General features: G+C 62.9%; 14 protein-coding genes. 5 read left to right on the top strand and 9 right to left on the bottom strand.

Going from position 1 to position 12,683, the window contains the following annotated elements:
• Positions 1-813, bottom strand: a complete 813-nt coding sequence (locus tag ACFT1A_RS07135; protein ID WP_378446401.1) for an FAD:protein FMN transferase — start codon at positions 811-813, stop codon at positions 1-3.
• Positions 814-1,028: 215 nt separating this feature from the next.
• The gene (locus tag ACFT1A_RS07130; RefSeq protein WP_378446400.1) at positions 1,029-1,298 is read right to left on the bottom strand and encodes a hypothetical protein; all 270 of its coding nucleotides are present in this window, start codon (positions 1,296-1,298) and stop codon (positions 1,029-1,031) included.
• Positions 1,299-1,756: 458 nt separating this feature from the next.
• Here ACFT1A_RS07130 and ACFT1A_RS07125 point away from each other — a divergent pair, with 458 nt between their 5' ends.
• Complete coding sequence (locus ACFT1A_RS07125; protein ID WP_378446399.1) at positions 1,757-2,200, top strand: helix-turn-helix domain-containing protein; 444 nt, start codon at positions 1,757-1,759, stop codon at positions 2,198-2,200.
• Positions 2,201-2,213: 13 nt separating this feature from the next.
• Here ACFT1A_RS07125 and ACFT1A_RS07120 read toward each other — a convergent pair whose 3' ends face one another.
• From ACFT1A_RS07120 to ACFT1A_RS07110, 3 genes are read right to left on the bottom strand one after another with little or no spacing between them, the layout of a single operon-like run.
• On the bottom strand, positions 2,214-3,032 hold the full coding sequence (locus ACFT1A_RS07120) for an ABC transporter permease (RefSeq protein ID WP_378446398.1): 819 nt from the start codon (positions 3,030-3,032) through the stop codon (positions 2,214-2,216).
• Positions 2,992-3,843, bottom strand: coding sequence for an ABC transporter ATP-binding protein (locus ACFT1A_RS07115; protein ID WP_378446397.1), 852 nt, complete (start codon positions 3,841-3,843; stop codon positions 2,992-2,994). Before ACFT1A_RS07115 ends, ACFT1A_RS07120 begins: the two co-directional genes overlap by 41 nt.
• Position 3,844: 1 nt before the next feature.
• Complete coding sequence (locus ACFT1A_RS07110) at positions 3,845-4,315, bottom strand: MarR family winged helix-turn-helix transcriptional regulator (protein ID WP_378446396.1); 471 nt, start codon at positions 4,313-4,315, stop codon at positions 3,845-3,847.
• 123 nt (positions 4,316-4,438) lie between these two features.
• On the opposite strand from ACFT1A_RS07110, the gene ACFT1A_RS07105 reads away from it, so the two are divergent.
• On the top strand, positions 4,439-4,942 hold the full coding sequence (locus tag ACFT1A_RS07105) for a hypothetical protein (protein WP_317827324.1): 504 nt from the start codon (positions 4,439-4,441) through the stop codon (positions 4,940-4,942).
• A gap of 3 nt (positions 4,943-4,945) precedes the next feature.
• On the opposite strand, the gene ACFT1A_RS07100 is transcribed toward ACFT1A_RS07105, so the two are convergent.
• Together ACFT1A_RS07100 and ACFT1A_RS07095 are read right to left on the bottom strand one after the other, a co-directional pair.
• Positions 4,946-6,268, bottom strand: a complete 1,323-nt coding sequence (locus ACFT1A_RS07100) for an NAD(P)/FAD-dependent oxidoreductase (RefSeq protein ID WP_283302126.1) — start codon at positions 6,266-6,268, stop codon at positions 4,946-4,948.
• Positions 6,268-7,020, bottom strand: a complete 753-nt coding sequence (locus tag ACFT1A_RS07095; protein ID WP_378446395.1) for an SDR family oxidoreductase — start codon at positions 7,018-7,020, stop codon at positions 6,268-6,270. Before ACFT1A_RS07095 ends, ACFT1A_RS07100 begins: the two co-directional genes overlap by 1 nt.
• Before the next feature lie 82 nt (positions 7,021-7,102).
• Here ACFT1A_RS07095 and ACFT1A_RS07090 point away from each other — a divergent pair, with 82 nt between their 5' ends.
• The 3 genes from ACFT1A_RS07090 to ACFT1A_RS07080 are packed head-to-tail and all read left to right on the top strand — an operon-like array spanning position 7,103 to position 11,540.
• A complete protein-coding gene (locus ACFT1A_RS07090; protein WP_378446394.1) occupies positions 7,103-8,512 on the top strand; it encodes a dihydrolipoyl dehydrogenase family protein in 1,410 nt (469 codons plus the stop codon).
• Between the two features lie 29 nt (positions 8,513-8,541).
• Complete coding sequence (locus ACFT1A_RS07085) at positions 8,542-10,071, top strand: carboxylesterase/lipase family protein (protein WP_378446393.1); 1,530 nt, start codon at positions 8,542-8,544, stop codon at positions 10,069-10,071.
• Complete coding sequence (locus ACFT1A_RS07080) at positions 10,068-11,540, top strand: carboxylesterase/lipase family protein (RefSeq protein ID WP_378446392.1); 1,473 nt, start codon at positions 10,068-10,070, stop codon at positions 11,538-11,540. Before ACFT1A_RS07085 ends, ACFT1A_RS07080 begins: the two co-directional genes overlap by 4 nt.
• Positions 11,541-11,547: 7 nt before the next feature.
• Here ACFT1A_RS07080 and ACFT1A_RS07075 read toward each other — a convergent pair whose 3' ends face one another.
• Both ACFT1A_RS07075 and ACFT1A_RS07070 read right to left on the bottom strand, forming a co-directional pair.
• On the bottom strand, positions 11,548-11,973 hold the full coding sequence (locus ACFT1A_RS07075) for a hypothetical protein (protein WP_378446391.1): 426 nt from the start codon (positions 11,971-11,973) through the stop codon (positions 11,548-11,550).
• On the bottom strand, positions 11,970-12,560 hold the full coding sequence (locus tag ACFT1A_RS07070) for a helix-turn-helix domain-containing protein (protein ID WP_378446390.1): 591 nt from the start codon (positions 12,558-12,560) through the stop codon (positions 11,970-11,972). The genes ACFT1A_RS07075 and ACFT1A_RS07070 overlap by 4 nt, the downstream gene beginning before the upstream one ends.
• Positions 12,561-12,683: the final 123 nt, after the last annotated feature.

The following is a 12,683-nucleotide window of genomic DNA, read 5'->3' as shown; positions in this document are numbered from 1 at the left end:
TCACGCGGCGGCGGGGCCGAACCAACTCTCCGTTGTGTACACACGTCCGGATCGGTCGACGAGCCGAGCGCGAAGTTCTTGCTGTTCAACCCATTTGATCGCGCTGATGCCTCGGATCAACGCTGCTTCGCTCGCGGCATACGCCCACACAGCATCGTCCGCGATCACCGAGACCTGCGCCCACTCCGTGGAGGGCCGCTCTTGGTTGGGTTCCCAGGAGGGCAGCTCTACCGCCCGCGCCGTCGCCATCGCCGTTCCGTTGATCAGCTCGACTTCTTCGCTGCCCGGCACCGGAATCTGCCAGCCACCGGCCGGTGCATGGCCGGCAGTGGCGATCACGTCGCCGATCCGGACGGCAACGCCACATTGCAATTCGGCAGCGACGATCTGCGCGGCGCGATCGACGGTGTCCGCCTTGGCAACTCCGGTGATGTCGAACGACGCACCCCACGGCGCGTACACCACGTCACCGTCGAGTTGTACGTCCTCGAACGTCGGGGTCGGGTGTACCGGAGGGATGGATTCGTCCTCGGAGTAATTGTCGGCAAGCGGATTGACTGCACCGCCTGTCATACGGGCCGCCCACAGCGCCGACCGCAGCAGAGCCGACATACGTCGTGTCACTTTGACGGGAGTTCCCTGAGCGAGATTCACGGCGTGAATCTCGGCGTCGCCCCGGCGAAGGTCGCACACCGTCTCGGTTTCGTCGATGGCAGCTGCGATCAACGCGTGCGCAGTGGGCAGCGCAGCGCCCTCGGTGACGTCCACCTCCACGGCGGAATCCCACATCGCCCACTTCTCGACACTGACCATGCCAGTCCTGCCCTTTCAAACACCGCGTTGTAACCAGTATGCGCCGGTCAGCAAGTCCCGTGCCATAAGCAGCTGATCCGGGTCGAGGTAGGCATGGTGCACGATATGCCGCATTTCGACAGCCGAGACAGGGTCGGGACAGGGTCGAATCGGAAGATCTGTGCGACAGAATTGCCGCCGGTCACTGTCACCCTCTGCACCGCCCTGACTGGCGTCTAGCCGCAACGGACTCCGACCACTACAGACGCAACAGGCAATTCCGACTCGAAAGATGCAGAGATGACACTCGACGTGCCCTTCCGGGAGTGCTCCGTCACGAGACCTGCGTGTCGTCGCCGAAGGCTGCCGAACATGTCGGGGCACAGGCCGACGGCGCCGACAGCACCGTATGAAATAGTGGCGATCGACGAGATGTACTGCGCTCCAACATCGATGACATACCAATCGGACGCTTTTCGGAAGGCGCCGACTTCGAACGGAGCCACCGAGGAACACCTGACCGACGGGTCGACGCACCCGACCGCCCACTCGCGAATGACAAAAAGTACGCGCCCGTTACTACTCGCGGGCGTCGAGTCGATCACCGAGTAAGGACGGCGCGCCAACTCCGCGGAACGCAGCGGCCGTCGCCGGCCGACAGTTCTCGCACGTTACAGACAAAGCCGACATGCATCGACCCCCTCGGATAGGACCGGCCGAAAGAACCTGCAGCACAACGGGGTAACCACCACTGTTTTGCTTATACGCCACCCCCTCACCGCTTGGCAAAACGAACGGTCAGTACGCGGTGTAAATCACATACTTTGCAAAGTCTTTGGAATGTCGCCGCACCAAATATCCGCAGGTGAAAGGACTTTCGACCGGAGTCCAGAATAACCGTGTCGTCTACTATGTGAAAACTGCGAAGTAGCTGTGACGCTGGGTCACGCTCGAGGGAGGAATTGTGACCGATTCATTCAAGGACCGCTTGAACGCCTTGTACCCGGCCACAGCCCCTAGACTCACCAACGCACAAGTTGTGGAAGCTCTTTCACAACGAGGATGCAAGATTTCGACACCGTACCTCTCGCAACTTCGAAGTGGTGTGCGCACAAATCCGTCCGAGCAGGTCGTTTTGGCATTGGCCGATTACTTCGGCGTTGCCGCCGAGTACTTCTTCGGTCCGACGCCTCGACACGATCCCGAACTGATTCCGGAAGAAGACCGTTCGGTTGTCGAAGAGTTCCACGACAGCGAATTACGTTCTCTGGCCATCAAAGCGGTCGATCTCTCCCCTGAATCGCAAGATTTGCTCTCGTCCATTGCGGAGAAACTTCGCTCGTCCGAAGGACTCCCGGCCGTCCCTCCGGATTGCAGCACGTACACCCCACCGTTCACGCGCGACTAGTCCAGGGTGAACGTCAGCGAGTCAACCGGCCCAATAGTGCCGAGGCGGTGACGATTCCGAGCAGCGCTGCCCCGATCAGCACGCCGAAGTCGACGGCGTAATCGGTCGGCATTCCGATGAGCAGACCCCGCAGCGCTGACACCTCGTAGCTCAGCGGGTTTATGCGGCTGAGCCACTGAACCCACGTCGGCATGAGTTCGACCGGGTACAGCGCGTTGGAGGCAAAGAACAGTGGCATGGTGATTGCCTGCCCGATGCCCATCAATCGATCTCGTTTGAGCACGATTCCCGCGATCGCGACCGACAAGCAGGCAAAAAACGCGGAGCCCAGGACAACGACGACCACGACTCCGAGCAGTTTGAGCGGGTTCCACGTCAAGCTCACGCCCAACAGTGCCGCCACGATGACGACCACCACTGCCTGCGCGACAGCGCGGATACCGGCGGCAAATGCCTTACCGGTCACCAATGCAGCGCGGGGCGTCGGCGTGACCATCAATTTGGTGAGGACTCCCGCGTCACGCTCCCAGATGATCTGGATTCCGTAGAAGATCGCAACAAAAAGAGCGGACTGCGCGATGATGCCCGGCGCGAGAAAGTCGAGATAAGGAACGTCGCCGGTCGGGATCGCTCGGATATGACTGAACGTCTGACCGAAGATCACCAACCAGAGGATCGGCTGTATTGCGCGCGTGACCAATTCAGATCGATCGTGTCGCAACTTCTGCACTTCCACGAGGCAGAATGTGTAAATTCTCGACAGCAATCGAGCAAAACCGTTGGTAGTGGGATCAGCCCAAGCGGCGCGCTGTGCGACGGGCAGTGCGGACATCGCGGAGACCTCCTGACTTGTCGCCGAAGAGATCGTCGCCGGTGTAATGACGGAAAACGTCTTCGAGAGTGGCGTCCGGTCCCAGTTCGGCGGCCAACTCACTCGGCTCGCCCACTGCGCGAAGTTCACCGTGATGCATCAACGCAACTCGATCACACAACTCGTCGGCTTCTTCCATGTAGTGCGTAGTGAGCAGGACGGTCATGCCGTACTGCTTCTGCATCTCTGTCACTCGCTGCCAGACGGATTCGCGGGCAATGGGATCCAACCCCACCGTCGGTTCGTCGAGTACCAGAAGCGACGGCCGGTTCACCAGTGCCTGCGCAAGTTCGAGCCGTCGCACCATCCCGCCGGAAAAGCTCGACGCGAGACGATCCGCCGATTCGAGCAGATCCACCATCTCGAGCGCCTGGTCGACGCGCTCGCGTCGTTCGGACCGCGGAACGTCGTACAGTCGCGCGAACCAGGTCACGTTCTCGCGTGCGGTCAATGCGCCTTCGATCGAGAGCTGTTGTGGCACGTACCCGAGGCAGCGCCGAATGGTCATTGCTTCGGTACGAACGGATCGACCGAGAATTCGAATGTCGCCCTCCTGCAGGGGAAGCAGGGTGTTGAGCAACCTGATCGTCGTCGTCTTTCCTGCACCGTTGGGACCGAGCAGTCCGAAGCATTCCCCGGCTTTGACGACCAGGCTCAGGTCGTCCACCGCGCGGCGATCGCCGAACTTGTATGTGACCGAGTCGATCTCGACCGCGGGTGCGCCAGGGTCGGGCAGGTGTGCCGCGCGGCTCTTCCACCACTGTGTCAGCATCTCACTGCCCCTCACCTTCTGATCCGGCTGCTGCCAGAGCGCTCGCCAATCGAGACAGGGCCGGTAACGCAGCCTCGATTCTCGCCCTGTCTTCTGCGGTCAGAGTCGACAATGCCTGACCGACAATCACACTCCGACGATCACGCCACACCTCGACGCGGGCGCGCGCCTCGTCCGAGAGCACCAATCGCGCGACGCGGCGATCGGCCTGGTCGGCGACGCGTTCGATCACTCCCTCGTCGACCAGTTGACGAACCAAGGTGGACACCGTATTTGCCGCGACGCCCAATCGCCCGGCAGCCTCGGCCACGGACAGACCCGGGTTGCGCCGTAGCAACCTGACGAGTTCGATCTGGGCGCCGGCGAGCGGTCGTTCCGCAAACGGCCGCCCCGACGCCTTCCTGGTTCCCCGACGCAATTGACCGAGCGCCTCGAGGACGTCATCGGCAAGATCTGCTCCGCTTTCATCCACAACCTCACAATAGCTCTGTCACAGAGCTATTGTCGAGGGATCGATCACCAGCGTTTTCAGCTCGTCCGCAACGGGTATCCCCGATTGCTCGTCCCGAGCACTCCCGCCCAGAACGGAGACGTCATGCGCAGACAGTGGTTGTTCGCGACGGTTGCGAGTACCGCCCTCGTCCTCACCGGTTGCTCGCCCGACGCCCTCGATTCCGGGGACAGCGCGGACAACGTCACCGCCATCTCGACGTCGCTGTCACCACCTGCCGCTGCCGATGCACCCTTGCTGAAGACCGCAGACTCCCCGCTCGGGACGATCGCCGTCGACGGCGAGGGCATGACGGTCTACGTCTACAACCCGGACGAGGAGAACTCCCAAGCCGGCTCGTGCGACGAAGCGTGCCTGCGTTATTGGCCCGCGGTCACCTCGGTCACCGATTCACCGATCGTCGAAGGGATCGACGCGGTGATCGGCACCGTCGACGGACCCGAGGGATCATTCCAGATCACCGTCAACGGCAAGCCCGTCTATCGGTATCTCGACGACAAGGTTCCCGGCGACATGCTCGGGCAGAGCGTCGGCAGCCTGTGGTGGATGATCAACGCTGCCGGGAACCCCGTGTTCGAAACGGAGTAGGCGTCAGTTGTACGGCTGCCGAGCGGTTTCCGGGTCACCGTACGTGATTGCCCGTTCCCGACGAGTTTTCGACGCCAAGGTTGCACCCCAGTTCAGCACCGTGCTGGCGCGGTTGCGGAACCCGGCGAGAAACGCGATGTGGATGATTCCCCAGGACACCCATCCGATGAACCCGGACAACTGAACCGGCCCTGCCTGAAGCAACGCGTGGCGACGCGAGATGTAGGCCGCAGTTCCAAGATCGCGGTACTTGAAAGGCTTTCGGTTGGGTGCACCGTTTTCGACGGTGGCCGCGATCCTGGCCCCGGCGTGCCGGCCACCCTGCATCGCAACCTCGGCCACCCCGGCAAGCTTGTCACGAGACATGAGGTCGCCAACCACGTAGACGTTCGGGTGACCGGGGACGGTCAGATCGGCTTCCACTTCGATGCGGCCACCGCCGACCTGCTTCACACCCAGTGCTGTGGCCAAGGCCTCGGCGAATGGCACTGCTTCGACGCCCGCAGTCCACAGAATCGTCCGAGTCTCGTACTGCCGCTTCTCTTTTGTCTTCTTGTCCGTCGTCTCGATGCTGGTCTCGCACACGTCGGTGACGTGCACACCGAGGTGAGTCTCGACGCCTATCCCGTCGAGAGTGCGTTTGGCTGCAGCCGAGAGCTTGCGACTGAACGAGGGCAACACACGATCGTCCCCGTGGAAAAGCAGCACCCGCGCCTCGTCCGGGTCGATGGACCGGAACTCGTTGGTCAGCGCGTGCATCGCCAATTCACGGATCTGCCCGGCCAATTCGACACCGGTCGGCCCGCCGCCCGCCACGGCGAAGGTCAGCCACGGTCGACGCTCCTCCGCCGTCGGGAGCGATTCGGCCATCTCGAACGCGGCAATGAGACTGCGTCTGATCGCCAGAGCGTCGTCGAGGGTTTTCATCCCCGGCGCCCATTTGATGAACTCGTCCTGACCGTGGTACGACTGCCGCATTCCGGCCGCCACGATCAGATAGTCGTACGGCAATTCGAAGGTCGACCCGTCGAAGCGGCTGGCGGTCAGTATCCCGGCATCCGCGTCCACCGACTTTGCCTCGCCCAGAACGACGTTCGTATTCTTGTTGTCTTCGAGTAGATGACGCAGCGGACTTGCGATCTGCCCTTCGGAGAGCAGGCCGGTGGCGCACTGGTAGAGCAACGGCTGGAAGACATGGCTGGTTCCCCGGTCGATCAGAACCACCTCGACGTCTGCCTTCTTGAGTCGTCTCGCCGCGTACAGCCCACCGAAGCCGCCACCGACGATCACTACCCGGGGCTTGCCGTTCGAGATGTGGATGCTCATCAGACAAACCTCGCTGTCACGGAGTTGGGCAGGAATCGTAGGGCCGCATCTATCCCCTGCCACTTGAGGCCGGGCAGCGCCGCCCGTGTGGTTTCCTTCTCGATGGCGTCGACCATCGCGCTGACGCCTTCGTCCAAACTGGCCATGAGCGCAGCATCGTCGCCGGCGCCGGCGGACATGTCGGTCTTGATGAAGCCTGGCAGCAACGTGGTGACCCGAATGGGTTTGCGCGACAACTCGATACTGAGCGCCTCCCCCAGAGCCGCTACCCCTGCCTTGCTCGCCGAGTAGGCCGCCTTCGGCCCGGGTAGCCCCCGATCCGCGCTGATCGAGGACACGAGAACCAGGTGTCCGGCGTCCTGCGCGCGGAAGATCTCGAGTGCAGCTTCACACTGCGAAAGCGCACCGACAAAATTCGTCTGCGCTGTTGCGAGATTCGCGTGCGCTTTGCCGGTACCGATCTTCGCGCCCTTGCCGAGCCCGGCATTGACGATCACTCGGTCCAGACCGCCCAGCTCGTCGCGAAGCTCGCCGAAAACTCGGACGACGGAATCGTGTTCGGTCACATCGAGTTCGCGCACTGCGACGCTGATCGACGGGAACTGGGCCACCAACTCCTCGCGCAGCGTGTCGAGGCGATCCCTCCGCCGGGCACACAGCGCGAGATCGCGACCTGCTGCGGCAAATCTCCTGGCCATCTCCTCCCCGAGACCCGAACTGGCACCCGTGATCAAAATCTTCTGCCGCGTCATGGGTGCAACTGTAGCCACCATCGAGCTCTCGTACCCGGCAGTAACCGAGCGAACTCGGACCGATCCGGCATACCGTGGAGCAATGACCGACGAATTCGATGTCATCGTGATCGGCGGTGGGCCTGCTGGTGAGAACGCCGCCGCATACGCCATCGCCGGGAGTAATCGCACCGCCGCAATCGTGGAACACGAACTGGTCGGCGGTGAATGCTCGTATTGGGCCTGTATGCCCAGCAAGGCGTTACTGCGTCCAGGGCAGGTCCTCGAAGCGGCCGACGCCTTGCCCGGTATCCCGGCCGGACCGCTGGACGTCGAGGCCGTCCTGAAACGGCGCGACTCGTTCACCCACAACCACGACGATTCGTCCCAGGTCGACTGGGCAACCTCCGTGGGTATCACCGTGATCAAAGGCCACGGAGTGATCGACGGCGAGCGAGCAGTGACCGTCGACGGCACCCGTAAGCTCCGCGCCCGCCAGGCAGTCGTACTCGCCACGGGTACAACTGCCACCGTCCCGAAGACACCGGGATTGCGCGAGGCGCTCCCGTGGACCTCGCGCGACGCCACCAACCTGCACGAGGTTCCGTCGCGAGTGGCGGTCATCGGCGGCGGAGTGGTCGCAACGGAGTGCGCAACGTGGTTGTCGTCGTTCGGCGCTCACGTGACGCTGCTCGTGAGGGGCGATGCTCTCTTGAAATCAGCAGAACCGTTTGCCGGAACGATGGTTGCCGAAGCACTCGGCGCCCGCGGTGTGGACGTTCGACTGAGCACTGACGTCAACTCGGTCTCACGCCCCGATGCCAAGGACACCGGCGAAGGCCACATCCACGGAGGACCCGTCAGCATCGAGACCTCTTCCGGCGTGATCGAGGTCGACGAGGTCATCGTCGCGGCGGGCCGCGGCCCGACCTCTGCCGATCTCGGCTTGTCCGCCATCGGCCTCGAGGACGGCAAGTACGTCACCACCGACGACCACCTCTGCGCCCAAGGTGAGTGGCTCTACGCAGTCGGCGACATCAACGGCCGTTCACCCCTGACCCACATGGGCAAGTATCAAGCGAGAGTGTGCGGAGACGTCATTGCGGCGCGAGCCGAGAGTCGCGGACTGCGCGGACCTCGATACACGGCGTCGGCCGACAACGAGCAGGTTCCCCAGGTGGTATTCACCTCACCCGAGATCGCCTGGGTGGGACGCACCGAGAAGAAAGCTCGCGACGACGGCTACGACGTCGAAGTCGTGGAGATCGAACTCGCCGTCGCGGGATCTTCACTGCTGCGTGACGACTACTCGGGACGCGCGAAGTTGGTGATCGACAAGGCCACCGACGTGATCCTCGGCGCTACCTTCGCCGGGCCCGAGGTATCCGAACTGGTGCATGCGGCGACAATCGCGGTGGTCGGCGCCGTACCACTGGAAACTCTGTGGCATGCGGTGCCCTCCTATCCGACGGTCAGTGAGGTCTGGCTTCGATTGCTGGAGGCTCGCCGCTGACGCGATCCCGAAGTACGTATAGTCGCGACATGGCGTCCGACATACTTGTGACCACGGCCGACGGCATTCTGCGCGGCCGACGGGTGGGAAAACTTCGTGCCTGGCGCGGAATTCCCTACGCCCGGCCGCCGGTCGGAACACTGCGTCTGACGCGGCCGCAGCCGGTCACGTCGTGGTCCGGAGAACGCGACGCGACCAGATTCGGCGACGCGTCTGTCCAGCACAAGAAGGGGCTGCTGCTCGCGCCCGGGAAGTACCAGCCCAGCAGCGAAGACTGCCTGACGCTCAACGTGCTCGCTCCCGCGAACACCGGAAGTACTCCGCGTCCCGTCATGGTTTTCATCCACGGCGGGGCCAACACCATCGGAACCTCCGCCACCGGCCTGTACTCCGGTGTGTCCCTCGTCGAACGCGGCGACGTCGTCTACGTCTCGATCAACTACCGGCTCGGCGCTCTGGGCTACCTCGATTTCACCCCGTTCTCCACATCCGAGCGCGTATTCGACTCCAACCTCGGACTGCGCGATCAGGTAGCGGCGCTGCAGTGGGTGCAACGCAACATCGCCGCCTTCGGTGGGGATCCCGACAAAGTCACGATTTTCGGTGAATCCGCCGGAGCCACTGCCGTCACCACCCTCATGGCTACTCCGGCCGCCAAGGGACTCTTCGCCGGGGCTATCGCCGAAAGTTCGGCTCCGGATCTGGTCTCGAGCACTCAGCGATCGCACGCCTGGGGTGCGCGTTTCGTCGAGATCCTCAATTCCGTTCTACCGCCCGCGAAGGCCCTGACCTCGGCGACAGCCGTCGAATTGGGCCGAGCCGGAAGCAGACTGGGCGCCGAGGTACTCGCGAACACACCTGGACTACATCCCTTCGGACCGGTCGTCGACGGCGACTTCCTTCCGCGTTCACCCTTGGACGCATTCAAAGAAGGTTCGGCACACCAGGTTCCGATGATCATCGGAACCAACAGACGAGAGGGAACGCTGTTCCCGAAAGTGCTCGACGCACTCCCGACCAACCCGTCGCGCATCGACACCATGTTCGCCCTCACCGATCCCGAAGCCGGGAAGCGCATCCTCGCAACCTATCCCGGGTATCCCGACGAGCAGTCCGCGATCGACGTCGGCGGCGACGTCACGTTCTGGCACCCGTCCGTGGAGTTGATGCAGGCGCACGCACAATCGGCGCCCACGTACGCCTACCGATTCGACTTCGCGCCGACGATGATGCGTTGGCTCGGCCTCGACGCCACCCACGGATTCGAGATGTTCGCGGTCTTCGGTATCGGCGACACCATGATCGGGCGTGGCCTCACTCTTCCCGGTGGTCGGCGCGGACTGCGCGCAGTCACCGAATCCGTTCAGGGACACTGGCTTCACTTCGCCACGCACGGCTCTCCGCGCGGATCGTGGCCTCGTTACGACGCACAGGAGCGTCGGACCATGATCTTCGACCAGATCGTGCGCGTCGAGAACGATCCCAGACGTGAACAACGCTTGGCTTGGGCGGGATACAGCGGTTACCGCAGCCACGGCACCGACATCCCTCTACCGTGACACACGCTCTCGAGGTCGAGCTCGATTCCGGCGTCGTGCGCGGCCGCCTCGATCGAGGACTGCGCACCTGGCGGGCAATCCCCTACGCAGCGCCCCCGATCGGTCCCTGGAGATTTCGCGCACCGCAGGCGGTCGAGGCCTGGAATGGCGTCCGCCCCGCGGAAGCATTCGGTTCTCCGTCTCCGCAGCGCAAGAGCAACTTCGACGAGAACTCTCTGTTCGTGAACGTCGTGGCCCCTCGGCTACGTTCCGATTCGCTGCGACCGGTCATGGTCTTCATTCACGGCGGCGCGTACAACGGTGGGAATCCGTCGACGCCCATGTACCGCGGAACGACCCTGGTCGAGCGAGGCGACATCGTCTACGTCTCTGTCCAGTATCGACTGGGCGTCTTGGGTTACCTCGATTTCAGCGAATATTCCACTGCTGAGCAACCATTCGAGACGAATCTCGGATTGCGTGATCAGATCGCGGCACTGGCGTGGGTCCAGCGCAACATCGCCGCGTTCGGCGGTGACCCGAACGCGGTCACCGTGTTCGGTGAATCTTCCGGCGCCAACGCGGTGACAACCCTGATGGCAACGCCGACGGCTGAAGGGTTGTTCGCTCGGGCCATCGCGCAAAGTCCGCCGGCCGCTTCCGCATACGGAAAAGAGCGAGCGCACCGCTGGGCACGCGAGTTCCTCGAGATCGCACATGCTCCGGAAACCGATCCGGCATCGTGGCTGCGCTCCGCTTCGGCGAAGGAACTGGTCGATGCCGGCGAAGAACTTGCGCGCCGCGGCGCGGACGAAGAACCCGGAACCCGGGCATTTGCTCCCGTAGTGGGTGACGACGTCCTTCCCGAACACCCGCTCGACGTGTTCGCAGCGGGAAAAGCCCACCCCGTCCCGTTGCTGGTCGGTTCGAATCTCCATGAGGGGCGGATCTTTCCGCGCGTTCTCGACATCTTGCCTACAAATCCGATACGGATCGAGAAGATGTTCTCCCACACCCCGCCGGACGTGAAAGAACGCGCGCTTGCGGCCTATCCCACGTATCCACACCGGTTCGCTGCCGCAGATCTCGGCGGCGACATCACTTTCTGGGAACCGGCGATACTGTGCGCCCAGGGCCACTGCCAGGTGGCTCCGACCTACAGTTACCGCTACGACTTTGCGCCGCGACTGCTCCGACTCGTCGGCATGGGCGCTACCCACGCCACCGAATTGCTTGCGGTCTTCGGGCGTTCGGATGCACTCACGGCGGCCTTGACCGCAGTCGGAGGGCGCCGCGGACTGACCGCGGTGACCTCCACCATGCAGCGCCACTGGATCCACTTCGCCCGCCACGGAGTGCCGGACCGAGATTGGCCCGTCTACTCCGTGCCGGAGCGGCAAACGATGATCTTCGACGAGACGTCCCGGGTGGAGGACGACCCGATGGGTGAGCGTCGACGGGCTTGGATCGGCTACGAGCACAGGCGCTGAAACCCGATCAGAAGAACTGGCCTTTCACGAATCCTGCGAGTAGAACGGCGAATCCGCCGACCTCTCCGAGAATCAGCAGGAACATTCCGAGGTGCAGGGGCGGACCGGCGGACTCGAATTGGTTGTCGGTGTCTTTCATCGCACCGTGAGCGATGTAGCTGAATATCGCTGCAAGAAAAAAGAACACGACCACTGCTGCGCTGGTCAGGTTGATCCACGTCGGCCACGCACTGAGTTCGACGAACACCGCGATCAACAGCGTTGCGAACGAGTACATCAGTGCTGCGCGGTGTGCGATGTCGACATACGGATGGGCGAGGTGATTGTCCGAGGTCGCCATCTGTTGGTACTTCCAGATGCCCAGGCACAGGGAGAGCAGGAAGATCAGACCCGCCGCGAGCAGCGTGAGTGTCGTATCGATCCCGAGCGTCATCTGCTCACCCCGCAGTGAGCTTCCAGTGAGTCACCGCTGGGAGATCCAGCCGAGGGCTTGTCGTAGACGACAACCAACACGGTCGCGCCACCAGTCGACACCGACCGCATCCGGTGGGGCGTGTTCGCGTCGAAGTAGAGGCTGTCGCCGGCGTCGAGGTGCATCGTCTGCCCGGGGATTTCGAATTCGACGGCTCCGGAGTGCACGAACACGAACTCCTCCCCCGTGTGATCCATGAACTTGGGGCCCATCACCGAGGCCGGGTGAACCACGAACGGCTGCATGGCCTTTCCGACCAGAGCCGGAGCGATCGGATCGTAGACAGAAGACTCGGCCGAGGCAGCCGGGTCGATCACCCGGTCCTTGGCGCGCGCGATCGTCATGACGTTGCCCTCCATGCTGTCCGAGAACAGTTGCCCCACATCGGCATCGAGTACCCGTGCAATCTTGAGTGCCACCGCGATCGACGGCGTGCTGATGCCCCGCTCGACCTTGGAGAGGTAACTCTTCGTCAGACCGGTCTGCTCGGCCAAGCCCTCGAGCGTCAGACCGGCACGACGCCGATGTGTCCGCAGAAACGCTGCCATTCGATTCCCCTCACGAGACTTTGTGTCATCACCCTAGCAACACATTGACCTGCGATGACCAGCACCATACGAACCAAGGGTTGCGCAATTCCGCCCTATATGACACTTTGTGTCCTATAGGTG

The organism is Rhodococcus sp. NPDC057135, from assembly GCF_042670865.1.
GTDB lineage: Bacteria > Actinomycetota > Actinomycetes > Mycobacteriales > Mycobacteriaceae > Rhodococcus_F.
Note: the sequence above shows the minus strand (reverse complement) of the source record. Positions and strands in the feature narration are given on the sequence as shown.